The organism is Streptomyces sp. NBC_01013 (assembly GCF_045162765.1).
Lineage (GTDB): Bacteria > Actinomycetota > Actinomycetes > Streptomycetales > Streptomycetaceae > Streptomyces.
The window spans coordinates 5,059,235-5,082,674 of the sequence record NZ_CP108687.1; the positions used below are offsets into that span (position 1 = coordinate 5,059,235).

Sequence of the window (23,440 nt, forward strand, 5' to 3'; positions counted from 1 at the left end):
GTGCAACGAGCCAGCCGAAATGGGGTGAGCATCTATCACGGTACGCCGTGCGCGACGCACCTGTTTCCGGTCAGCTTTCGCTGCCGGTGTCCTCCGCCGCGGCCTGAGCCGCCTGCGCGGCCGCACTCCCCGGACGCTTACGGGCCACCCAGCCCTCGATATTCCGTTGCTGGCCACGGGCCACGGCCAGCGAACCGGCCGGCACGTCCTTCGTGATGACCGAACCCGCCGCCGTGTAGACGCCGTCTCCGACCGTGACAGGCGCCACAAACATATTGTCCGAACCGGTCCGGCAGTGTGAGCCGATCGTCGTGTGGTGCTTGTTCACGCCGTCGTAGTTCACGAAGACGCTCGCCGCGCCGATGTTGGTGTGGTCACCGATCGTCGCGTCGCCCACGTACGACAGGTGCGGGACCTTCGTCCCCTCGCCGATCGTCGCGTTCTTCATCTCCACGTACGTACCGGCCTTGGCCTTCGCGCCCAGCTTCGTGCCCGGCCGCAGATACGCGAACGGACCCACCGACGCACCCGGACCGACCTCGGCCCCGTCCGCGACCGTGTTGTCCACCCGCGCACCCGCTCCGACGACGGTGTCCTTCAGCCGCGAGTTCGGACCGACCTCGGCGTCCTCCGCCAGGTGCGTGGCGCCGAGCAGCTGGGTGCCCGGGTGGACGAGGGCGTCCCGCTCGAAGGTCACGGTCACGTCGATCAGCGTCGACGCCGGATCAACCACCGTCACACCCGCAGTCATCGCCCGCTCCAGCAGCCGCTGGTTCAGGAGCCGGCGGGCCTCGGCGAGCTGGACCCGGTTGTTGATCCCGAGGATCTCCCGGTGGTCGCCCGCGACCGACGCCCCGACCCGGTGCCCGGCCTCGCGCAGGATGGACAGCACGTCCGTGAGGTACTCCTCGCCCTGGCTGTTGTCGGTACGGACCTTGCCGAGCGCCTCCGAGAGCAGCCGTCCGTCGAACGCGAACACCCCGGAGTTGATCTCCCGGATGGCACGCTGCTCGTCGGTGGCGTCCTTGTGCTCGACGATCTCGGTGACCGCGCCGGTCGCCGCGTCGCGGACGATCCGGCCGTAGCCGGTGGCGTCGGGGACCTCGGCGCTGAGCACGGTGACGGCGTTGCCGTCGGCGGTGTGGGTGCCGGCGAGCGAGGCGAGCGTCGCGCCGGACAGCAGTGGGGTGTCGCCGCAGACGACGATCACGGTGCCCTCGACGCTCCCGCCCAGCTCGTCGAGCCCGACGCGCACCGCGTTCCCGGTGCCCTTCTGCTCGGCCTGGTAGGCGGTGCGCACCCGGGCGTCCGCGGCGGTGAGGTGGGCGGTGACCTGCTCGCTCGCATGGCCGACGACCACGACGAGGTGCTGCGGGTCCAGCTCGCGGGAGGCGGCGACGACATGTCCGACGAGCGAACGCCCGGAGATCTCGTGCAGGACCTTGGGGGTCTTCGACTTCATGCGGGTGCCCTCACCCGCTGCGAGGACGACGACGGCTGCCGGGCGTACGGAGCTCACGGATAGGCCCTTCGGCTTCGGGTGATGGACATCCGCAGGATACCGGGGGGCGTTGGGGCGGACATGGCTGCGGGCCCCGACCGGTTCGGTCGGGGCCCGCAGCGGAATGCTCCCCCACCAGGACTCGAACCCGGACAAATAGCACCAAAAGCTACTGTGCTGCCAATTACACCATGGGGGAATAAAGCCGAACTAACCGGACATTGCGTCAGGTCGCCGGATTGGCACCCAACACTATGCCGTACCACCGGCCCTCGACGCGACGGTACAGGTCCGCGCTTTCGTTCACGCGGACCTCCACTCATTCGAATCCGTTCGACGGCACGACGTGCCGCACAGGTCACCCGAAAATGAGGTGCGGCCGCCCGTACGCTGGATGCCATGACCGCAACGGGGGCAGACCGGGAAGCGGCGGGATCGACCACCCGCAGCTACTGGTGGTGGGAACGGCGACGGAGTGTCGCACTGGATGTGGGGCTGGCGCTGGCTTCGGCGCTGGAGTGCGGATTGGAAGGGGTGGTGTTCGCGGGGAACACCGGGCTGCCGGTGCCGCTCGGGGTGCTGTTCGGGCTCTTCGCCGGGTCCGTGCTGTTGGTGCGCCGGAAGTGGCCGATCGCCGTGGTGCTGGTGTCGATCGCGACCACGCCGGCCGAGATGGGCTTCCTGATGGGCCTGGTCGGCCTGTACACGCTGGCCGCGTCCGAGGTGCCGCGGCGGATCACCGCGGTGCTCATGAGCATGTCGTTGGTGGGGACGTTCATCGTCACGTACGTGCGGCTGCGGCAGGGCGTCGACGCCGACGCGGACTTCGGACCCGGCGACTGGTACGTGCCGATGCTGTCCCTCTTCATGGCGTTGGGCCTGACCGCGCCGCCGGTGCTGTTCGGCCTCTACATAGGGGCGCGGCGCCGGTTGATGGAGAGCTTGCGGGAACGGGCGGATTCGCTGGAGCGGGAGCTGTCGTTGCTCGCTGACCGGGCCGAGGAGCGGGCGGAGTGGGCGCGTACGGAGGAGCGGAACCGGATCGCCCGGGAGATGCATGACGTGGTGGCGCACCGGGTGAGCCTGATGGTGGTTCATGCGGCTGCTCTGCAGGCGGTGGCGCCGAAGGACCCGGCGAAGGCGGTGCGGAACGCGGCGCTGGTGGGTGACATGGGGCGCCAGGCGTTGACGGAGCTGCGCGAGATGCTCGGCGTGCTGCGTACCGGGGAGCCGATGATGGCGCGGGTGACGAAGGTGCCACTGGCTTCCGTGGGACGCGCGGTGCCGGTGGCGCCGGAGGACGGGCCGCGGCTCGACGAGATGGAGACGCTCGTGGGCGAGTCGCGGGCGGCCGGGATGACGGTGGAGCTGTCGGTGGAGGGCGAGGCGCGTTCGTACGCGCCGGAGGTCGAGCAGACGGCGTACCGGGTGGTGCAGGAGGCCCTGACGAACGTGCACAAGCACGCGGCGGGAGCGAGGACATGGGTGCGCCTCGCGCACCGGGGTGCCGAGGTCGCCATGCAGGTCGAGAACGGCCCGTCGGACGCGGCGACGGCGGACGCCGGGCTGCCCAGCGGGGGCAATGGGCTGGTCGGCATGCGGGAGCGGGTGCTCGGGCTGGGGGGCGTGTTCGTGTCCGGTCCGACGGATGCGGGCGGCTTCCGGGTGTCGGCGGTCCTGCCGGACGTCGACGTGGTGTAGCCGCACGGACGCCGGGGTGGCGGGGAGGCGCGGACGTCTGCGCGGCGCCGGGGCGCGGACGTCTGCGCGGCGCCGGGGCGCGGACGTCGTCGCGGCGCAAGGGCGTAGAAGCGCCGCGCGCTCAGCCCGAGACCAGGCGTTCCGGCTGGATGCCCGTCACGAGTGTGGAGAGCGCGCTGTCGATGTCGGGTCCGAGGTACCAGTCGCCGGTGTGGTCGATGCTGTAGACCCGGCCCTCGATGTCGATGGCGAGGACGGCCTGGTCGTCCCCCTCCCCGCCCAGGGGCGCGACTTCGGTCTCCAGGGCGCGTCCGAGGTCTCCCAGGGTCCGTGCCAGGTGGAGCCCTATGAGCGGGTCGATCCGCACCGCGGGCGGGGTGATCTGCCGCCCGGGTGCCGTGGCGGTGATGTGCAGTCCGCCGAATTCGGCCCAGGCCTCCACGGCGGCGGGGAAGACGGCGTGCTGGTGCCCGGCGGGGGAGGCGTGCGAGCGCAGGGCGTCGGCCCATTCCTCGGCCTGGCGGATGTCCCAGCGGCCGGGCTGCCAGCCGGCGGCGCGCAGGGCGGCGTCGACGGCGACGGGGAAGCGGGTGGAGCTGTGGTCCCGGTTCGCCGGGCCGGCCTGCTCGGGCAGTTCGGTTCGGTCGTGCATGGGGGCGCGGTCAGCCCTTCTCGGCGGCGGTGGCCGCTCCGGTCGTGGTGAGGTCGACGGGACGCACGCCGAAGTGGGCGAGCATCACGGAGCAGGAGCGGCAGGGTGCCGCGTAGCTGCCGTGGAGGGGGTCGCCGTCCTCGCGGATGCGGCGTGCGGTGAGACGGGCGTGTTTGAGCGCGCGGCGGGCTTCGCCGTTGGTGAGGGGCTTGCGCTGGGCTCGTTTGGAGCGGCCCGATTCCGCGGCGGCGAGGTGCCGGGACAGCAGTATGGCTTCGGGGCAGCGGCCGGTGAAGCGCTCGCGCTGTCCGGTGGGGAGGGCGTCGAGGAAGTCCTGGACGAGGTGGTGGAGTACGGGCGGCTGGTCGCCCTTGCCCGCGGTGCAGGTGAGTGTCTCGCCGCGTACGGACAGGGCTGCGGCCACCGCGGGCAGGATGCCGTCGCGGCGGTGGGTCAGACGGGGGGTGTGGCCGTTCTCGCTGCTGCTCCAGCTGAGTCGGGGGTCCCCGGTCGTAACGGTCTGTGCAGAGTGTGCGGTGTGCATGGTGCTGTGTCCCTCCCGTGCCCGCAGCGGCTGCTGCCGAATGTGCACGCCCCCCATGTATGCGGGTGACAGCCTGCCAAATGTGTCGGGTCCTGTGAAAGCTGGGTCGGTGAAAGGTGTCTGCGTGTCGCGCTTCAGTGTCCTGTTCGTCGCTCGTCCGTCACCCTGTTGTGACGGTTGGTGACGGATGTGGTCGGGGGGGCGGAGGGGCGGGGTCTGTTGCGGGCTCACCGCATAGGCTGTGCCTGGACCGCCCCCGTGGGCAGGTCGGTCCTCATCAGCCAGACGCAGCAGGGGGCAACCGCCATGACGACAGGTCGGCTCGGGCAGCAAGCCGCGCCACCGAACGCGGCCTACGCCGGTCAGCTCGTGCACTTCCCGGATCCGGTCCGGGCGTCCCGCCACCCCAGGGGTGTGCGTATGGACGGGAACGGCTGTCCGGACTTCGCGCCGTACGCGCGTGCCGCCGCGGAGATCGCCGAGCCTCCGCAGGGGTTCGGTGTGGACGAGCTGCGGCTCACCGACTACGTGTCGGCGAATGCGGCGCTGGCGGCGAGCGGGCATGAGCTGTGGGGCACGATTCCCGCGGTGGCCACTCCGCACGGCTGGACCTGGCACCACGTGCCCGGTGGCCGGCGGATGGAGCTGGTCCCGGTCGAGGTGAAGGCGTTGCTGCGGCATCACGGTGGTCTGGCGACCACCGCGGTGGATCAGAACAAGCGGGGCACGCGTCCGCTGCAGGAGACCCGGCCCGCGCACTTCCGGCTGCCCAAGGGCGCCGTGGCCGTGAGCGAGCAGCAGATCCAGGGCGTCGAGGAGGATCTGGGCTACCGGTTGCCGGGTGCGTATCGCTCGTTCCTGAAGGCGGCCGGTGGCTCGGCCCCGCTGGGTGCGGCGCTCGACGCGGAGCTCGGTCTTCTGGTGGACCAGCCGTTCTTCACGGTGCGCGAGGAAGCCGGCGTGAACGACCTGGTGTACGTGAACAAGTGCCTGCGGGACCACCTGACCAAGGACTACCTGGGGGTCGCTTTCGTCCAGGGCGGCATCCTCGCGGTGAAGGTCCGCGGGGACGGCATCGGTTCGGTCTGGTTCTGTGCGTACGACGACGCGCGTGATCAGGACGGCTGGAGCGTGCAGGAGCGGGTGGACCGGCTGCTGTTGCCCTGCGGCGCTGATTTCGACGCGTTCCTTCAGCGGCTGGCCGGCAATCCGCCGGAGCTGGAGACGGTGGCGAACCTGATGGTGGACGGCGGCTTCGCGCGTGCCGTCCCGGTGGAGGGGTGAGCGCGATGGTGACCTTTGCGCAGGCGCAGGAGCGCGCGGACGAGTGGGTCAACGGTGACGTCCCGGCGTATCAGCACCGGGAGGTGCGGGTCCGTGAGTTCGAACTGGGTTTCGTGGTGTGGGCCGAGGACCGTGCCGAAGGCCCGGTGTCGGACGGTGGACGGCAGCGGTTGGTGATCGCCCGGGACAGTGGCGAGGCGACGCTGTGGCCGGGGCTGCCGGTGGGTGAGGTGATCCGGCGGTACGAGGAGGAGTACGGGTCCTTGACCGGCGCTCCGTCGGCGCCGGAGCCGCCGCAGCGTATCGATCTGAATCAGACGTCGTTCCTGTTGAGCCCCCCGGAGTGGCTCCAGGAAGCGGCGGACAAGCTGGGGATTCCGGACCGGCGGGCGGAAGGGGCGGGGCAGACCCCTCCGCCGGCTCCTGCTCCGGCAGTTCCGTCCCCTTCTCCCTCCCCGTCCCCTTCTTCTGCGCAGGGCGGGCCGGTTCCGTACGAGCCGACGGCCGGTGCGCAGCCTTCGGCGCCGCAGCCGCCTGTCGGGGCCACTCCGTGGGCGGGTACCGACACGAACGCGGGCTCCGACGAGGGTGAAGTGGCCTTGCCGGCCACGGTGTTCGCACCGCCGCTCTCGGGTGCGGACGACGAGGGCGCGCCGCCCCGGGTGGTGTCGGCCGACGCCCCGACGGCGCTGATGTCGGGCGGTAGTCAGCTGCCGCAGACGTCGATCGCTCCCGGCCTGCCTCCGCAGGGCGGTCCCGCGGCCCCGCCCGCGCCGGTCCACGGCGGCCCCGGTGCTCCGCCGATTCCGGCTCCCGTCCCGGGCCGTCCGGCGGGTCCGGGCCCGAGGCCCAGTGCCGGTGACATCTCGGACGAGGCGACCAGCAAGGCCGTCGTGCCGCCGCGCGGTGCGCGTGGTGGTGGTTCGACGACTCCGCCGCCGCCGGGTGCCCCGGGTACTCCTGGCGCCCGGCCGGGCGTGCCTCTGCCGCCGCCTTCGGGGCCGGGTGCGCCGGGTGCCCCGGCGGGTGGGTACGTGCCGACGCAGCTCGTGTCGCAGCTGGGTCCGCCCGGGGCTCCGCAGCCCCCGGCGCCGCCCGGTTCCACGCCGCCGCCCGGTGGGGGCAACGTGCACCATGCGGCGACGATGTTCGCCGAGCCCGGTCAGGTGGGGCCGTCGGCTCCGCGTCCGCCGGGTCCGCCCGGGGCTCCGGGCGCGCCGCAGCCGCCTGCGCCACCCGGTTCCACGCCGCCGCCCGGTGGCGGCAACGTGCACCATGCGGCGACGATGCTCGCGGCTCCGGGTCCGGTCGGGCCATCGGGCCCCAAGCCGCCGGGTCCGCCCGGTCCGCCGGGTCCGCCGGGTGCGCCGATGGGCGCGGGCGCGTCGTTCGGCGGGGCCCCCGGGCCCGTACCACCGCCGGGTCACACTCCGCCGCCCGCGTACGGGTATCCGCAGGCGCCGGTGGGGCAGCCGACCGTGGGACCCGGCTATCAGGCCGTCCTGCGCTTTCGCGCGCCGGACGGCAGTGAGCAGCAGCTGATCCGACGTTCGGCGCCGGGCACTCCGCATCCCGAGTGGCAGATGCTGCACGAGCTGCGGGCGATGAACGTGCCGCCGCAGCAGGTCATCGAGCTGCACACGGAGCTGGAGTCGTGTGAGCTGCCGGGTGGTTACTGTGCCCGGATGATTCGCGAGACGTGGCCGCAGGTGCGGATCACGAGCGTCGCTCCGTACGGAACGGACCACGCGAGCCGGCAGCAGGGCATGCAGCATCTGCTCACCCACCAGGGTGAGCTGCATCAGGTCGCGGACGGTCCGGCGCGTCCGGCGCCGGTGCGGGCTCCGTTGCCGCAGGTGCCGCCGGCGATGCAGGTGCCGCCGGAGGCGATCGCGGAGGAGATGCTGCAGTCGTTCGGTCCGCAGGGGGTGCTGCGCTTCGATCAGCGCGCGGTGTCCCGGCAGGGCGTACCGGAGATCGTGGCGCGGACGCTGGTGTGGGCGGGGCTGCCCGCCGACTTCGGCCCGTTCTTCTGGGCGCAGCCGGGTCAGCCGGTGGTGCCCACGCTGGCGGAGCTGGCGGCGCAGCGGCAGGTTCAGGCGGCTCCTGACGCGGGGTCGTATCTGGTGATGGGGTCCGACTTCGGCCGGGCGATCTGTGTCCAGTACGGGACGGCGAACATCGTGGCCGTGCCGGTGGAGGCGGGCCCGGGCGGGCAGTCGGCGGCGCCGCAGTTCGTGAACACGGGGCTGCCGGAGTTCGCGCGTTCGATGGCGTTGCTGGGCCGGATGTGGCGGCTGCGGTTCGGGTTGAATCCTGAGCAGGCAGGGCGTTGGACGGTCGATTTCCAGGCGCAGCTGGTGGCGGTCGATCCGGCGGCTCTGGCGTCGCCGGAGAGCTGGTGGTCGGTGCTGCTGGAGCAGATGTGGGACGGACTGATCTGACGGGCCGCTCATCGATGTCGTACGGGGTGTGGCGCTCCTTCCCTTCGGGGGAGGGGCGCCACACCTCTTGTGTGGGCTGTGATGCCTGTCGCTTCCGTCCGGAAAGCATCGAATCGATTCCGACTTCTTGACCAATTGCCGCATCCTTGACGTATTGCTCGGTGGTCGGAGAGACGGAAAGAGGCGTCAAGGATGAGTTCTGCACCGGTGTCCGCGCATGGCTTCGTCGCCGTACGCGGTCGTGGTTACCGTCCTGAGCAGGTGGACCGGATGGTGGCCGCGCTGTCGGCGGAGCGGGACGGGGCGCAGGAGCGGGTGGCGCGGCTGACGGCGCTGGCGGAGGCGCTGGTGGCGGAGTCGGCTCGGCTGGACGAGGTCGTCGCCGCGCTGGCACCGCAGGACTACGCGTCGTTGGGGGAGCGGGCGCAGCAGATTCTGGCGCTGGCGGAAGGCGAGGCGGAGTCGGTCCGGGCCGTCGCCGTGGAGGAGTCGCAGGCGCTGCGGCACGAGGCGGATGTGGCGGCGCGGGCCCTGCGCGAGTCGGCGAGGGCTGACGCGGAGGCGATGCGGGCGGCGGCGACGAGTCGCGCGGAGCAGGTGGTGGCCGCCGCCGAGGATGCGGCCGGCGAGGAGCTGTCCGCGGCCCGGTCGGAGGCGGCGCAGGTGCGCGAGGAGGCGGAAGCCGCCATGGAGGCGACCCGGAGCCGCACGGCGAGTGTGCTGGCGCATCAGGAGCAGGAGCACGGTGAGCGCTGGAAGGCCGCCGGGCAGGAGCTGGCGGATGCCGAGGCGGCGCAGTCGGCGGAGCACACGGCACTGACGGAGCGGGCGGAGGCCGGTCTCGCGGCTGCGCGGCGCGCGTTGGCCGAGGTCGAGGAGGCCGCGCGGCACGGCCAGGAGGACGCGGAGGCGCAGGGGGCCGAACTGATCGCTGCGGCTCGGGTGCGCGAGGAGCGGGTGGTGCGGGAGACCGAGCGGATCCTGCGCGAGCACGAGGAGGGCCGGGAGGACGTGCAGGCGCACATGGCGCATGTGCGCAGTTCGCTGGCGGCGCTGACCGGGCGGGTGGCTCCGGGGGAGGACTGAGGGCCTCGGGCCTACCGGACCTGCGGGTCAGGGGCGGGGCCAGGGGCGCTTGGAGAGTCGCTCGATGCTGCTGTTGAAGCGCTTGAGGTAGCCGGCGAAGGCGGCGATGTCGTCGTCGGGCCAGTCGTTCATGACCTGGTCCAGGGACCGGACGACGCGTTCGCGTTCCGCGTCGAGGAGTTCGGCGCCCCGCTCGGTGATGCGGAATTTGCGGGCCATGCCGCCGTCGGGGTCGGCGATGCGTTCGGCGAGTCCGGCGCGGGTCACGGCGGCGGTCTGACGGTTGAGGGTGGAGGTGTCGAGGCCGAAGGCGTCGCTCAGCTCGCCGTTGGACATGGGGCCCTGGACGCGGAGGCGGCTGAGCAGGGTGTACGCGCTCCGGTCCAGGAGGGCGTTCTTGTGGCGCCCGCCCCGGTGGTCGGCGAGGCCGTGGCGTCCCAGCAGCATCTGCTCGTACTCCACTTCTTCTGTGGGCCTGGGCATGTCTGCGGCCTCCTGCTTCTGCGCCGGGGTCGGTCGTACGTCGGATTCTGAGCGGCGGCCCATGCTCTCACGGAGTGTGTACTGGACACATGAAGTGTATGACGCAATAGGCATGTACGATGCACGTCGCTGTCCCGGCAGACGGGACCACGACCCCAAGGAGTTCCTCCTCATGGATGCCCCCCAGCCGACAGCCGGATCAGGCGGTGTGATCGCCACGCTGGCCTTCGCCGGCACTGTGGCGGCGGTCATGCAGACCCTGGTCACGCCGCTCATCGCCGAACTGCCGAAGCTCCTCGACACGACCTCCTCCAACGCCGCCTGGGTGATCACCGTCACCCTGCTGGTCTCCGCGGTGTGCGTGCCGGTCTCGGGACGGCTGGGCGACCTGCTGGGCAAGCGCCGGATGCTGCTCGTGTGCTCGGTGCCGCTGTTCGCCGGCTCGGTGGTGTGCGCCCTCTCGGCCACCGTCGTCCCGATGATCGTCGGACGTGGTCTGCAGGGCATGGGCATGGGCATGGTGCCGCTCGGCATCGCGCTGCTGCGTGACGTGGTGCCGCGGGAGAAGCTGAGCTCCTCCATCGCGCTCGTCAGCGCCTCCCTCGGTATCGGTGGCGCTCTCGGCCTGCCGATCGCCTCGGCGGTCGCCCAGTACGCGAACTGGCGGGTGCTGTTCTGGGGTTCCGCGGTGCTGGCCCTGACCATCTCCGCACTGATCTGGTTCCTGATCCCGGACGTGCCGGCTGCCGCCAAGGGGCAGCGCTTCGACGTTCCCGGCGCCGTCGGCCTGGCCGTCGGTCTGGTCTGCCTGCTGCTCGCCGTCTCCAAGGGCGCCGAGTGGGGCTGGACCTCCGCGACGACGATCGGGCTGTTCGTCGCCTCCGTCGTGGTGCTCGTGGCCTGGGGCTTCTGGGAGCTGCGCACCACGGACCCGCTGGTCGACCTGCGCACCACGGCCCGCCCCCGCGTGCTGATCACCAACCTCGCGTCGCTCTTCGTCGGCTTCGGCATGTACGCCGGCATGCTGATCGCGCCCCAGCTGCTGCAGTTCCCCGAGGCCACCGGTTACGGCCTGGGGCAGTCGATGCTGCAGGCAGGTCTGTGGATGGCGCCCGGCGGCATCATGATGATGATCGTCTCCCCGTTCGGCGGAAAGCTCACCGACGCCCGCGGCCCGAAGTTCACCCTGATCTCCGGCGTGCTGGTCATCGCCGCGGCCTACGGGATCGGGATGCTCCTGATGGGCTCCGCCTGGGGCCTGATGCTGTTCCTCATGGTCAGCAGCAGCGGTGTGGGCCTTGCCTACGGGGCCATGCCCGCCCTGATCATGAGCTCGGTGCCGGTGTCCGAGACGGCCGCCGCCAACGGGTTCAACACCCTCATGCGTGCGCTCGGCACGTCGATCGGCGCCGCTGTCATCGGTGCGGTCCTCGCGCAGATGACCACGGAGACGGCCGGCTACAGCTTCACCTCCGAGGCCGGGTTCCGCACCGGTCTGATGTTCGGCTGCGGGGTCGCCCTCGTCGCCCTGGTGATCTCGACGTTCATCCCGGCCGTCCGTGGGCCGGCCGCGGCCGGCGAGAAGGCGGACGGGGCCGCCTCGCCGGAGGTGGCCGCGGCCAAGGGCTGATCCGGCCCACGGCCCGCCGGAACCGAACTGCCCGGCTCCGTCCCCCGACGAGGGGTCCGGAGCCGGGCAGTTCGGCGTCGTGGCCGCCTCGGCGGCGCTCGGTGCGCTACTTGATGTCGAGGAGTTGTTCCAGCGGATCGATCGCGAAGTAGACGAGGAAGAGCGCCGCGGTGATCCAGAGCAGCCAGTGGACTTCACGCGCCTTGCCCAGGCATGCCTTGATGATGACGTAAGTGACGAAACCGGCGCCGATGCCGTTGGTGATGGAGTAGGTGAACGGCATGACGGTGATGGTGAGGAACGCCGGAATGGCGAGGTCGTAGCGGTCCCAGTCGATGTGCTTGACCTGGGTCATCATCAGGAATCCGACCGCGACCAGCGCGGGCGACGCGGCCTGCATGGGCACGATCGTCAGGACGGGGGCGAAGAAGAGCGCCAAGGCGAACATGCCGCCCGTGATCAGGTTGGCGAAACCCGTGCGGGCGCCTTCACCGACACCCGCGGCGGACTCGACGTACGTGGTGGCGGAGGACGAGGAGGCGGCACCGCCGGCCACCGCGGCCGCGCCGTCGATGAGCAGGACCCGGCCCAGGCCCGGGACCTGGCCCCGTTCGTCGAGGAGGCCTGCTTCGGCGGTGACGCCGACGACGGTACCCATCGTGTCGAAGAAGTCCGACAGGATGAGGGTGAAGATGAGCAGGATGACGGTCAGGACGCTGATCTGGCCGAACGAGCCGAACAGGTCGAACTTGCCGAGCAGCCCGAAGTCGGGGGCGGCGACGGGCTTGTCGGGCATGGCGGGGACGGTCAGACCCCAGGACTTCACGTCGGCCGCGGAGTTGATGACGAGGGAGACCACGGTCATCACGACGATGCTGATGAGGATGGCGCCCTTGACCTTGCGGGCGAGGAGCACGATCGTCAGGATCACGCCGAGGCAGAAGACGAGCATGGGCCAGCCGCTGAGGGTGCCGCTGCCGAGCTGGACGGGCACGGTGGAGTTCGCTGCGTCCGGTACGCGCGTGACGAACCCGGCGTCGACGAAGCCGATGAAGGCGATGAACAGGCCGATGCCGACACTGATGGCTTGCTTGAGCGCTTGCGGGATGGCGTGCATGATCGCTTCGCGCAGGCCCGTTGCCACGAGTGCGCAGATCAGCAGGCCCTCGAACACGATGAGGCCCATCGCGTCGTCCCAGGCCATGAGGGGGGCGACCTGGTACGCGACGACGGCGTTGATGCCCAGGCCCGCGGCCAGGGCGAGCGGCAGGTTGCCGCCCACGCCCATGATCAGGGTCATCACCGCGGCCACCAGGGCGGTGGCGGTCACCAGCTGAACGGTGTCCAGCTGATCGCCGAACTTGTCCTTCGCGCTGCCGAGGATGATCGGGTTGAGCACGAGGATGTACGCCATGGTGAAGAAGGTCGCGAAGCCACCGCGCACTTCCCGGCCGTAGGTCGATCCGCGTTCGGTGATGCGGAAGAACCGGTCGAGGGCGCCATGACCGGCTCCGCCATCGGATCCGGTCGGCCGTATGTCGGCCGGGCTGGTCTTGCTGGGGTGCATGAGAACGTCTCCTGGGCCTGCGACGGACAAGGGGGAAGGGGAGGCGCAGCCGCTGCCCGGGATCGGTGACAGGCAGTCGTGCGAACACACATGCGGCGCCTTGCGAGCGGATCATACGTGTCATGGCCCTGCCCTCAAGGGGCTTACTGGATACCGTTGTTGATGACTCGAAACCGTCTGTCGCTTCCTACTAAATCGCCGGTGATCTATTGCGGCAAACCGTGATTCAGGCGACAGCGGCCATGGATTTTCCGGTGACGATGCCCATACGTTCTGTGCGTGCACCCTCCACCCCCCTTCAATGCGCGTGCTGCCCGAGCCCTGCGTGAAAAGCTCGGGATGGCCCACGGTCACGTCGCGTACGGGATGAGGGCCTCCTTCGGGATGGCTCACATCACCCCGGACCACATCGCGGCGTGGGAACGCGGCGCCGCCGCGCCCGACTCGAAGGAACTCGCCGCTCTTTCAGGGGTGTTGTGGTGTCATCCGAGCGAGATCATGGGGCACCCCCGGACCCTGCGCGAGCACCGCATCGCGTGCGGTATGTCGGCCGAGGATGTCGCGTACGGCACGGGCCTGCCCCTGGACGCCTACCTCCGCATGGAGGAGACCGGCCGGTGGGCCGGTGACAAGAGGCAGTCCGCGAAACTCGGCGCCCTGCTCCGCCTCCCGCCGCGCGACCACATCGCCATCACCGGGCTCGAGGACGAACTCGCCCGCCTGCTCACGGAGGCCGTCAGCACCCGGTGGCAGGCGCATGTTCGAGCCATCTCCAAGCTCATCTCCGTGGACCGCAAACAGCTGCAGGAGCCGCTGGACTCCATGTACAACGAGTACCAGGCCCTCATGGCGGCCACCCTCAGCCGGGCCAGCGGCAGCACCGCTTCCGGCGAGGACGGGCGGCGCTACGTCGAGGGGATCGTCGACCGCTTCTGGGCCAGGCTGCCGGAGTAGCCGGGCGGGGGCCGGAGCAGCGGGCACCGCTTCCGGCCCTGACTGCGAGCGGCCGGCCGCTGGGGGGGGGCAACCGTCATCGCTCCCGGTCCGGCTGTCCGAGGCTGCGGTCCTCGATGTCGGCCGGCAACAAGCCTCCCTGGCTCGGCTGTTGGCCCGGCCCCCGGTGGTCGTCCCGGTGCCGGGAGCCGGTCGGCCGGCATCGACCCAGAACCCGGCCGGGGCCGCAAAGAACGAGCTGGACGGGGGCGGATCCGGCGCGGCTCGATGACGCTCGCGCCCGGCAGGGGCGGCGAGCGGGTCCGTACGCCTCAGAGGCCGAGGCTCAGTACGCGGTCGACGGTGACCTCGATGACCACCAGGTCCGGCGGGGCGGGCGGGGCCGCCCCGTAGCGGGCGGTGTAGCGGCCGACCGCCTCGGCCAGGCGTACGTGGTCGTCGTCGACCGCCGCCCGCCCTTCGAGGGTGATCCAGCGGAAGCCGTCCGCCTGACAGAGCGCGACACGAGCCGCCGGGCCGCCCTCCGACACGTTGCGGGCCTTGCGCGACCCTGCCCTGGTGGTCACTCGGGCCAGACCGGCGGACGCGTCGAAGGTGAAGCGCACGGGCGCGACGTGCGGGGTGCCGTCGGGGCGCAGTGTGGTGAAGGTGGCCGTACCCGAGAGGGCGAGGAAGTGCAGTGCCACGGGCGAGAGTTGCTCGACTACCGGACTCACTTCTTCTTCACGCCCTCGTTCCAGATCAGCTTGGCGATGTTCGGCTTCACCGCGGGGGTGATGACACCCATGGCCGTACGGACGTAGCGACGCTCCTCCAGTTCGCGCAGCATGCTCGATGCGAGGTCCGCACGTGCGGTGAAGACGCCGTCGGCGCTGCTCGGCGCGGTGCGGTAGTCCGTGACGACGGGGTGCTCGAAGAGGCCCGAGGGGCGCACGAGGGTCCAGTCGAGTCCGGTCTCGCGGATCACGTCCTCCATGCGGCGCATGTCCTCGTGGAGGGTGCGGCCGAGGCGACGGTTCACCAGCGGGTCGAGCACATGGTTGAAGAAGTGCGCGCCGGTGGGCCGCCAGCCGGGGTCGGCGATACTGGAACTGATGGCGAGCAGCCGCTTGATGCCGTGGTGGCCCATGGCATCGGTGATGGCGGTGGCGCTTGCCGAGTACATGGTGATGGTCTGTTTGCTGAAGCGGGCGCCCAGGGCCGAGAGGACGGCGTCCGTGCCGCCGATCGCGGCGTCGACGGCCACCGGGTCGGTGGCGTCGGCGACGGCCACGGTGAGGCCGGGGCGTGCGGGCAGGGAGCCGGGGCGGCGGGTCACGGCGACGACCTCGTGACCGGCGGCGAGTGCCTGTTCGGTGAGGTGGCGGCCGGTCGGTCCGTTGGCGCCGAAGACTGCGATACGCATGGGGGAGGCATCCCTTCGTGTGGTGGCCGGAACGCCCTTGACTGTGCCGAGCGCGAAACGCAGGCTCAACGCTGATGAATAACGCCGACCCCGCCCCCGCACGCACCCGAGGTCGGCCCCGCGGGAATCCGCCGACCCGGGAATCGATCGTCCCGGTGGCCCGGATGCTGTTCCTGGAGCGCGGCTACCGGGCCACGACCCTGCGCGCGGTGGCCGGGGCCGCCGGTGTCGACCCGGCGCTGATCGCGTACCACTTCGGCTCGAAGAAGGGCCTGTTCGCGGACGTCATGCAGTTCCAGTGCGCCAACGCGCTGGCGGTGGACGAGGTCCTGGGCGGCGACCCGGCCACGCTCCCCGGCCGGCTCATCGACGCGGTGACGGAGCTGTGGGAGGACGCCGACTTCCGCCGGCTGACCGTGCAGGGCGACGAGGCCGCGGCGGTGATCCGCGAGTACCTGGAACGTGAGCTGCTGGCCCGCCTTGTGGAATTCCTCGGCGGCCGGGACGCGACCGCCCGCGCCACCGCCGTCGTCACGATCCTCGGCGGCCTCATCTACACCCGCTATCTCAATCCGCTCGCGACCCCCGCCGCCCTCACCCCGGCCGAAACGCGCTCCGTCCTCACCCCCGCCCTGCGCGCGGCGCTGGCCCCGAGGCCGCGCACCACGCCGGCCCCCGGCGCGGGACGTCTGCGCTAGGGCCCCCAGCAGGGCTTCTCCGTACCGCTGGGCCCTGCCCGCTCCACCCAGTGGTGTGGACCCGGGGGCGCAGCCCCTGAGATGCGTGTCCACCCTCGGGACCAGACCCCTAGGGGTAGCTCCTTACTTCTGCCCAGGGGCCGTTCCTCCCGCCGGAGGACGTGCCGGGCCCTGCTCGCTCCGTAGCGTGGTCATGCACCGAGATTGCGGCAGACCGCAGGGGGCGGGGTGGGGAAAACCCCACCCGAAGACTGCGCTGGGCACCAGCGCGCCGGACCCCCTTCAACGACCAGACTTCCCAGCAGAACGGCGACAACCTGTCGCCGACCGACATAGGAGAAATACCGTGACAACGGCTGTAACCATTCCCAGGCACGGGGGCACTGGAGGGCGTACGGCCGTCGCTGCGCGAGCGCGGCAGGTCGTCAAGGCGTACGGCGTCGGTGAGACCCGGGTCGTCGCGCTCGACCACGTCGACGTCGACATCGCCCGTGGGCAGTTCACGGCCATCATGGGCCCGTCCGGCTCCGGCAAGTCCACGCTGATGCACTGCCTCGCCGGTCTGGACACCGTGACCTCCGGGCAGATCCACCTCGCCGAGACCGAGATCACCGGCCTCAAGGACAAGAAGCTCACCCAGCTGCGCCGCGACCGCATCGGCTTCATCTTCCAGGCGTTCAACCTCCTGCCGACGCTGAACGCGCTGGAGAACATCACGCTGCCGATGGACATCGCGGGTCGTAAGCCGGACGCCGCCTGGCTGCGGCAGGTCGTCGAGACCGTCGGTCTCGCCGAGCGGCTCAAGCACCGGCCGACCGAGCTCTCCGGGGGTCAGCAGCAGCGCGTCGCGGTGGCGCGGGCGCTCGCCGCGCAGCCGGAGATCATCTTCGGTGACGAGCCGACCGGGAACCTGGACTCGCGGGCCGGCGCCGAGGTGCTGAACTTCCTGCGCAAGTCCGTCGACGAGCTGGGCCAGACCATCGTCATGGTCACCCACGACCCGGTCGCCGCCTCCTACGCCGACCGTGTGCTGTACCTCGCGGACGGGCGCATCGTCGACGAGATGCTCAACCCGACCGCCGACCAGGTGCTGGACCGCATGAAGGACTTCGACGCGCGCGGGCGGACGTCATGACCGTCTGGAAGACCTCGATGCGCAACTTCTTCGCGCACAAGGGACGCATGGCCCTGTCCGCCGTCGCCGTCCTGTTGTCGGTGGCGTTCGTGTGCGGCACGCTCGTCTTCACCGACACGATGAACACCACGTTCGACAAGCTCTTCGCCGCGACATCGGCCGACGTCACCGTCAGCCCGAAGACGGCGAAGGTCGACGACACCCCCGAGAACGGCAAGCCCCAGTCGCTGCCCGCCTCCGTCATCGCGCAGGTCGAGAAGGCCGACGGGGTGAAGAAGGCCGAGGGCGCCGTCTCCAGCTCGGCGGTCACGGTCGTCGACAGCCACAACAAGAACATGGGCTCCGACACCGGCGCCCCGACGCTCGCCGGCAACTGGACCTCCAACGACCTGCGTTCCATGGAGATCACCTCGGGCCACGCCCCGCGCGGCCCGACCGAGGTCATGGTGGACGCCGACACCGCGGACAAGCACGACCTGAAGATCGGTGACGAGCTGCGCACCATCGCGGTCACCGGCGACATCAGGGCGCGCATCAGCGGCATCGCCACCTTCAAGGTCACCAACCCGGGCGCGGCCATCGTCTACCTCGACACGGCCACCTCCCAGCAGAAGCTGCTCGGCAGCCCCGGCGTCTTCACGCAGATCGCCATCACCGCCGAACCCGGCTTCAGCGACACGCAGTTGAAGCAGAACGTCACCGCGGCGCTGGCCGGCTCGACCGCGTACAAGGTGCAGACCCAGAAGGAGGCCGCGGAGGCCAACAAGGACTCCATGGGGTCGTTCCTGGACGTCATGAAGTACGCGATGCTCGGCTTCGCCGGGATCGCCTTCCTCGTCGGCATCTTCCTCATCGTCAACACCTTCTCGATGCTGGTCGCCCAGCGGACCCGCGAGATCGGCCTGATGCGGGCCATCGGCTCCAGCCGCAAGCAGGTCAACCGGTCCGTGCTGCTCGAAGCGGTGCTCCTGGGCATCGTCGGATCGATCCTCGGCGTCGCTGCCGGCGTCGGCCTGGCCGTCGGGCTGATGAAGCTCATGGGCGCTATCGGCATGGAGCTGTCCACCGGTGACCTCACCGTCGCCTGGACGACCCCGGCGATCGGCCTAGCACTCGGCATCATCGTGACCGTCCTGGCTGCCTACATCCCGGCCCGCCGGGCCGGCAAGGTCTCCCCGATGGCCGCCCTGCGCGACGCCGGAACGCCGGCGGACGCCAAGTCGGGCTGGATCCGGGCCGGCATCGGCCTGGTCCTCACCGGCGCCGGCGCCGCCGCCCTGTGGGCGACGACGCAGGCGGACAAGGCGAGCGACGGCTCGCTGTTCCTCGGCGTGGGCGTGGTCCTCACCCTCATCGGCTTCATCGTCATCGGCCCGCTGCTCGCCGGGGTCGTCGTACGGGCGCTCAGCGTCGTCGTCCTGCGGCTGTTCGGCCCGGTCGGCCGGCTGGCCGAGCGCAACGCGCTGCGCAACCCGCGCCGGACCGGTGCGACCGGTGCGGCCCTGATGATCGGCCTGGCCCTGGTGGCCTGCCTGTCGGTGGTGGGCTCCTCCATGGTCGCCTCGGCCACGGACGAGCTGGACAAGTCGGTGGGCGCGGACTTCATCGTGCAGGGCGGCCCCGGTCAGCTGATCGTGCCCCAGGCGGCGAAGGCGCTGAAGACCGCTCCCGGCATCGAGCACATCACGAACTACAAGGTTCTCGGCGCGAAGCTCACCAACCCCGACGGTTCGACGACGGACGAGGACGTCACCGCCGCCGACCCGACGTACCCGAGCGACCTGCGGCGCGAGACCGTCGCCGGTGAGCTGGCCGCGGCGTACGGCAAGAACGCCATGTCGGTCGGGGACGAGTACGCCACCAAGCACGGGATCAAGGTCGGTGACACGGTCACCGTCGCGTTCAAGGCGGGCGACACGGCGAAGCTGAAGGTCGCCGCGATCACCTCGGACGACACGACCGTGGACCAGGGCGCGATGTACATGAACACCACGACCGCCGAGCGCTACGTCCCGGCCGACAAGATGCCCCAGAACATGATCATGTTCGCCAAGGCGCAGGACGGCAAGGAGAAGGAGGCCTACGCGGCCCTGAAGAGCTCGCTCCACGAGTACCCGACGTACAAGGTGCAGAATCAGGCCGACTTCAAGCAGGACCTGAAGGACCAGATCGGTCAGCTCCTGAACATCGTCTACGGCCTGCTCGCCCTGGCGATCATCGTCGCGGTGCTCGGGGTCGTGAACACCCTCGCCCTGTCCGTGGTCGAGCGGACCCGCGAGATCGGCCTGATGCGCGCCATCGGCCTCTCCCGTCGCCAGCTGCGCCGGATGATCCGGCTGGAGTCCGTGGTCATCGCCCTGTTCGGGGCCCTGCTCGGCCTCGGCCTGGGCATGGGCTGGGGCACCTCGGCCCAGAAGCTGCTGGCCCTGGAGGGCCTCGGTGTCCTGGAGATCCCGTGGCCGACCATCATCACGGTGTTCGTCGCCTCGGCCTTCGTCGGACTGTTCGCGGCCCTGGTCCCGGCGTTCCGCGCAGGACGGATGAACGTCCTGAACGCCATCGCCACGGACGGGTGAGGCGGGCGGTCCGCATAGACTGACGGTTCCGGCTCCGGGGCGTTCCTCCAAACGCCCCGGAGCCGGATTTCGTACGTGAGGACTCTTCGGGGGCGGCGACGCTCAGCCCCGTTGCGGGAGCGGCTGTCACCCCGGAGTCGTACGCTGGGAACCCCGGCCCGTCAGACGTGTCGGGCCCTTCGTGTTGCCCCTGGCAGCAGCCGGCTGTCAGACCTCGCCCTCGTTACCCGGACGGAAGCCCCTTCATGAGCCTGCACGGTCTGCTGGATGTCGTCGTACGTGATCCGGCGCTCGACGAAGCGGTGAAGGCCGCCGGTGACGGGCACCGGATGCACATCGACCTGGTGGGCCCGTCCGCCGCGCGGCCCTTCGCCGTGGCGGCGCTCGCCCGGGACGCCGGGCGGACCGTGCTCGCCGTCACCGCGACCGGGCGCGAGGCCGAGGACCTGGCCGCCGCACTGCGCACCCTGCTGCCGCCGGACACGATCGCGGAGTTCCCGTCCTGGGAGACGCTGCCGCACGAGCGGCTCTCGCCGCGCTCCGACACCGTGGGGCGCCGGCTGGCCGTGCTGCGGCGCCTGGCGCACCCGAGGGCGGACGACCCGGAGACGGGGCCGGTCTCCGTGGTCGTCGCGCCGATCCGTTCCGTGCTCCAGCCACAGGTCAAGGGGCTCGGTGACCTGGAGCCCGTGGCGCTGCGGATCGGGCAGAGCGCGGACCTCGGCAAGACGGTCGAGGCGCTGGCGGCAGCCGCGTACTCCCGGGTCGAACTGGTCGAGAAGCGCGGGGAGTTCGCGGTGCGTGGCGGCATCCTGGACGTCTTCCCGCCGACCGAGGAGCACCCGCTGCGGGTGGAGTTCTGGGGCGACGACGTCGAGGAGATCCGCTACTTCAAGATCGCCGACCAGCGGTCGCTGGAGATCGCCGAGCACGGGCTGTGGGCGCCGCCCTGCCGCGAGCTGCTGCTGACCGACGAGGTCCGCGAGCGGGCCGCCGCGCTCGCCGAGGCCCACCCGGAGCTGGGCGAACTGCTCAACAAGATCGCCGAGGGCATCGCGGTCGAGGGCATGGAGTCCCTCGCCCCGGTCCTCGTCGACGACATGGAACTGCTGATCGACGTGCTGCCCCAGGGCTCCATGGCCGTCGTGTGCGACCCCGAGCGGGTCCGTACCCGGGCCGCGGACCTGGTCGCCACCAGCCAGGAGTTCCTGGAGGCGTCCTGGGCGGCCACCGCGGGCGGCGGCGAGGCCCCCATCGACGTCGGCGCGGCGTCGCTGCGGGGCATCGCGGACGTCCGCGACCGGGCCCGCGAGCTGAACATGATGTGGTGGTCCGTCTCCCCGTTCGCCGCGGACGACGAGCTGGACGAGGACACCCTCAAGCTCCGGATGCACGCCCCGGAGGCGTACCGCGGCGACACCGCCCGCGCGCTCGCCGACACCAAGGGCTGGCTGGCCGACGGCTGGCGCACGGTGTACGTCACCGAGGGCCAGGGGCTCGCCTCCCGTACCGTCGAGGTGCTCGGCGGCGAGGGCATCGCGGCCCGCCTGGACGCGGACCTCGGGGAGGTCACCCCCTCACTCGTCCACGTCTCCTGCGGCGCCATCGACCACGGCTTCGTCGACCCCGAGCTCAGGCTCGCCGTCCTCACCGAGACGGACCTGACGGGGCAGCGCACCGCCACCAAGGACCTGGGCCGGATGCCGGCCCGCCGCCGCAAGACCATCGACCCGCTGACGCTGGAGACGGGCGACTACATCGTCCACGAGCAGCACGGTGTCGGCCGCTACATCGAGATGGTGCAGCGCACCGTGCAGGGCGCCACTCGCGAGTACCTGCTCGTCGAGTACGCACCGGCCAAGCGCGGCCAGCCCGGCGACCGGCTCTACATCCCGACGGACCAGCTGGAGCAGGTCACCAAGTACGTCGGCGGCGAGGCCCCGACCCTGCACCGGCTGGGCGGCGCAGACTGGACCAAGACGAAGGCGCGCGCCAAGAAGGCCGTCAAGGAGATCGCCGCCGACCTGATCAAGCTCTACTCGGCGCGGATGGCGGCCCCCGGCCATGTCTTCGGCCCGGACACCCCGTGGCAGCGCGAACTGGAGGACGCCTTCCCCTACGCGGAGACGCCCGACCAGCTCACCACCATCGCCGAGGTCAAGGAGGACATGGAGAAGTCCGTCCCCATGGACCGGCTGATCTGCGGTGACGTCGGCTACGGCAAGACGGAGATCGCGGTGCGGGCGGCCTTCAAGGCGGTCCAGGACGGCAAGCAGGTCGCCGTCCTCGTCCCGACGACGCTTCTCGTCCAGCAGCACTTCGGTACGTTCACCGAGCGCTACTCCCAGTTCCCCGTCAAGGTACGGGCGCTGAGCCGTTTCCAGTCGGAATCCGAGTCCAAGGCGACGCTCGAAGGGCTCCGTGAGGGCTCCGTCGACCTGGTCATCGGCACCCACCGCCTCTTCTCCTCCGAGACGAAGTTCAAGGATCTCGGCCTGGTCATCGTCGACGAGGAGCAGCGCTTCGGCGTCGAGCACAAGGAGCAGCTGAAGAAGCTCCGCGCCAACGTGGACGTCCTGACCATGTCCGCGACCCCCATCCCCCGTACGCTCGAAATGGCGGTCACCGGCATCCGCGAGATGTCGACGATCACCACCCCGCCCGAGGAGCGCCACCCGGTCCTCACGTTCGTCGGACCGTACGAGGAGAAGCAGATCGGCGCGGCCATCCGCCGTGAACTGCTCCGCGAGGGGCAGGCGTTCTACATCCACAACCGTGTCGAGTCGATCGACCGTGCCGCCGCCCGGCTGCGCGAGATCGTGCCGGAGGCACGGATCGCCACCGCGCACGGCCAGATGTCGGAACAGGCCCTGGAACAGGTGGTGGTGGACTTCTGGGAGAAGAAGTTCGACGTCCTGGTATCCACCACGATCGTCGAGTCCGGCATCGACATCTCCAACGCCAACACCCTCATCGTGGAGCGCGGCGACAACTTCGGCCTCTCCCAGCTCCATCAGCTGCGCGGTCGGGTCGGCCGTGGCCGCGACCGCGGCTACGCCTACTTCCTCTACCCGCCGGAGAAGCCGCTCACCGAGACGGCCCACGAACGCCTCGCCACGATCGCCCAGCACACCGAGATGGGCGCGGGTATGTACGTGGCGATGAAGGACCTCGAAATCCGCGGCGCGGGAAACCTCCTGGGCGGCGAACAGTCCGGCCACATCGCGGGCGTCGGCTTCGACCTGTACGTCCGCATGGTCGGCGAGGCGGTCGCGGACTACCGGGCCTCCCTCGAAGGCGGCGTGGAGGAGGAGCCGCCGCTGGAGGTCAAGATCGAGCTCCCCGTCGACGCGCACGTCCCGCACGACTACGCCCCGGGCGAGCGGCTTCGCCTCCAGGCATACCGCTCCATCGCCTCGGCCTCGTCGGAGGACGACATCAGGGCGGTGCGCGAGGAGCTCACCGACCGCTACGGCAAGCTCCCGGAGCCGGTCGAGAACCTCCTCCTGGTGGCGGGCCTGCGCATGCTGGCGCGCGCCTGCGGCGTCGGCGACATCGTGCTCCAGGGCTCGAACATCCGCTTCGCGCCGGTGGAGCTTCGGGAGTCGCAGGAACTGCGCCTGAAGCGCCTGTACCCGAAGACGATCATCAAGCCCGCCCTGCACCAGATCCTGGTGCCGCGCCCCACCGGCGGCAAGATCGGCGGGAAGCCGGTCGTGGGGCGTGAACTGCTCGCGTGGACGGGGGAGTTCCTCACGACGATCCTGGGGTCCTGACGGG

At 70.8% G+C, this 23,440-nt stretch carries 17 protein-coding genes and 1 tRNA gene; 10 read left to right on the forward strand and 8 right to left on the reverse strand.

The annotated features are described in order from the left end of the window. Positions 1–70: 70 nt before the first annotated feature. Both glmU and OG538_RS22055 read right to left on the reverse strand, forming a co-directional pair. A complete protein-coding gene (gene glmU / locus OG538_RS22050; protein ID WP_406096150.1) occupies positions 71–1,519 on the reverse strand; it encodes a bifunctional UDP-N-acetylglucosamine diphosphorylase/glucosamine-1-phosphate N-acetyltransferase GlmU in 1,449 nt (482 codons plus the stop codon). A gap of 109 nt (positions 1,520–1,628) precedes the next feature. Next, a tRNA-Gln gene (locus OG538_RS22055) sits at positions 1,629–1,700 on the reverse strand. 200 nt (positions 1,701–1,900) lie between these two features. Between OG538_RS22055 and OG538_RS22060 the strand changes: the two genes are divergently transcribed. Then, positions 1,901–3,202, forward strand: a complete 1,302-nt coding sequence (locus OG538_RS22060; RefSeq protein WP_406096152.1) for a sensor histidine kinase — start codon at positions 1,901–1,903, stop codon at positions 3,200–3,202. Between the two features lie 121 nt (positions 3,203–3,323). Here the strand turns inward: OG538_RS22060 and OG538_RS22065 are convergent, their stop codons facing one another. Then, positions 3,324–3,854 (reverse strand): SUKH-3 domain-containing protein, encoded by a 531-nt coding sequence (locus OG538_RS22065; RefSeq protein WP_406096154.1) that lies wholly within the window; start codon positions 3,852–3,854, stop codon positions 3,324–3,326. A 10-nt stretch (positions 3,855–3,864) separates the two neighbouring features. Next, positions 3,865–4,398, reverse strand: coding sequence for a YwqJ-related putative deaminase (locus OG538_RS22070; protein ID WP_406096156.1), 534 nt, complete (start codon positions 4,396–4,398; stop codon positions 3,865–3,867). A gap of 306 nt (positions 4,399–4,704) precedes the next feature. Here OG538_RS22070 and OG538_RS22075 point away from each other — a divergent pair, with 306 nt between their 5' ends. From OG538_RS22075 to OG538_RS22085, 3 genes are all read left to right on the forward strand, one after another. Next, positions 4,705–5,682 (forward strand): SMI1/KNR4 family protein, encoded by a 978-nt coding sequence (locus OG538_RS22075; RefSeq protein WP_406096158.1) that lies wholly within the window; start codon positions 4,705–4,707, stop codon positions 5,680–5,682. A gap of 5 nt (positions 5,683–5,687) precedes the next feature. Beyond that, the gene (locus OG538_RS22080) at positions 5,688–8,126 is read left to right on the forward strand and encodes an SUKH-4 family immunity protein (RefSeq protein ID WP_406096160.1); all 2,439 of its coding nucleotides are present in this window, start codon (positions 5,688–5,690) and stop codon (positions 8,124–8,126) included. A gap of 192 nt (positions 8,127–8,318) precedes the next feature. After that, entirely contained in the window at positions 8,319–9,212 is an 894-nt protein-coding gene (locus OG538_RS22085) for a cellulose-binding protein (protein WP_406096162.1), read from the forward strand. Between the two features lie 27 nt (positions 9,213–9,239). Here OG538_RS22085 and OG538_RS22090 read toward each other — a convergent pair whose 3' ends face one another. After that, a complete protein-coding gene (locus OG538_RS22090; protein ID WP_406096164.1) occupies positions 9,240–9,695 on the reverse strand; it encodes a MarR family winged helix-turn-helix transcriptional regulator in 456 nt (151 codons plus the stop codon). A 172-nt stretch (positions 9,696–9,867) separates the two neighbouring features. Here OG538_RS22090 and OG538_RS22095 point away from each other — a divergent pair, with 172 nt between their 5' ends. Then, complete coding sequence (locus OG538_RS22095; protein WP_406096166.1) at positions 9,868–11,325, forward strand: MFS transporter; 1,458 nt, start codon at positions 9,868–9,870, stop codon at positions 11,323–11,325. Positions 11,326–11,431: 106 nt separating this feature from the next. Here OG538_RS22095 and OG538_RS22100 read toward each other — a convergent pair whose 3' ends face one another. Next, positions 11,432–12,892, reverse strand: coding sequence for an NCS2 family permease (locus OG538_RS22100; protein WP_406096168.1), 1,461 nt, complete (start codon positions 12,890–12,892; stop codon positions 11,432–11,434). 339 nt (positions 12,893–13,231) lie between these two features. Here OG538_RS22100 and OG538_RS22105 point away from each other — a divergent pair, with 339 nt between their 5' ends. Then, on the forward strand, positions 13,232–13,846 hold the full coding sequence (locus OG538_RS22105; RefSeq protein ID WP_406096170.1) for an XRE family transcriptional regulator: 615 nt from the start codon (positions 13,232–13,234) through the stop codon (positions 13,844–13,846). Between the two features lie 311 nt (positions 13,847–14,157). On the opposite strand, the gene OG538_RS22110 is transcribed toward OG538_RS22105, so the two are convergent. Together OG538_RS22110 and OG538_RS22115 are read right to left on the reverse strand one after the other, a co-directional pair. Then, positions 14,158–14,562 (reverse strand): pyridoxamine 5'-phosphate oxidase family protein, encoded by a 405-nt coding sequence (locus OG538_RS22110; protein ID WP_406096172.1) that lies wholly within the window; start codon positions 14,560–14,562, stop codon positions 14,158–14,160. Further along, positions 14,559–15,251, reverse strand: coding sequence for an NAD(P)-dependent oxidoreductase (locus OG538_RS22115; RefSeq protein WP_406096173.1), 693 nt, complete (start codon positions 15,249–15,251; stop codon positions 14,559–14,561). The genes OG538_RS22110 and OG538_RS22115 overlap by 4 nt, the downstream gene beginning before the upstream one ends. A gap of 74 nt (positions 15,252–15,325) precedes the next feature. On the opposite strand from OG538_RS22115, the gene OG538_RS22120 reads away from it, so the two are divergent. The 4 genes from OG538_RS22120 (at position 15,326) to mfd (ending at position 23,436) form a co-directional block, all read left to right on the forward strand. Beyond that, positions 15,326–15,949, forward strand: coding sequence for a TetR/AcrR family transcriptional regulator (locus tag OG538_RS22120; protein ID WP_406096175.1), 624 nt, complete (start codon positions 15,326–15,328; stop codon positions 15,947–15,949). 346 nt (positions 15,950–16,295) lie between these two features. After that, on the forward strand, positions 16,296–17,084 hold the full coding sequence (locus tag OG538_RS22125) for an ABC transporter ATP-binding protein (protein ID WP_148019058.1): 789 nt from the start codon (positions 16,296–16,298) through the stop codon (positions 17,082–17,084). Next, positions 17,081–19,660 (forward strand): ABC transporter permease, encoded by a 2,580-nt coding sequence (locus tag OG538_RS22130; protein ID WP_406096178.1) that lies wholly within the window; start codon positions 17,081–17,083, stop codon positions 19,658–19,660. The genes OG538_RS22125 and OG538_RS22130 overlap by 4 nt, the downstream gene beginning before the upstream one ends. 245 nt (positions 19,661–19,905) lie before the next feature. Beyond that, positions 19,906–23,436: a transcription-repair coupling factor gene (gene mfd, locus OG538_RS22135; protein WP_406096180.1), complete on the forward strand. Its 3,531-nt coding sequence runs from the start codon at positions 19,906–19,908 to the stop codon at positions 23,434–23,436. Positions 23,437–23,440: the final 4 nt, after the last annotated feature.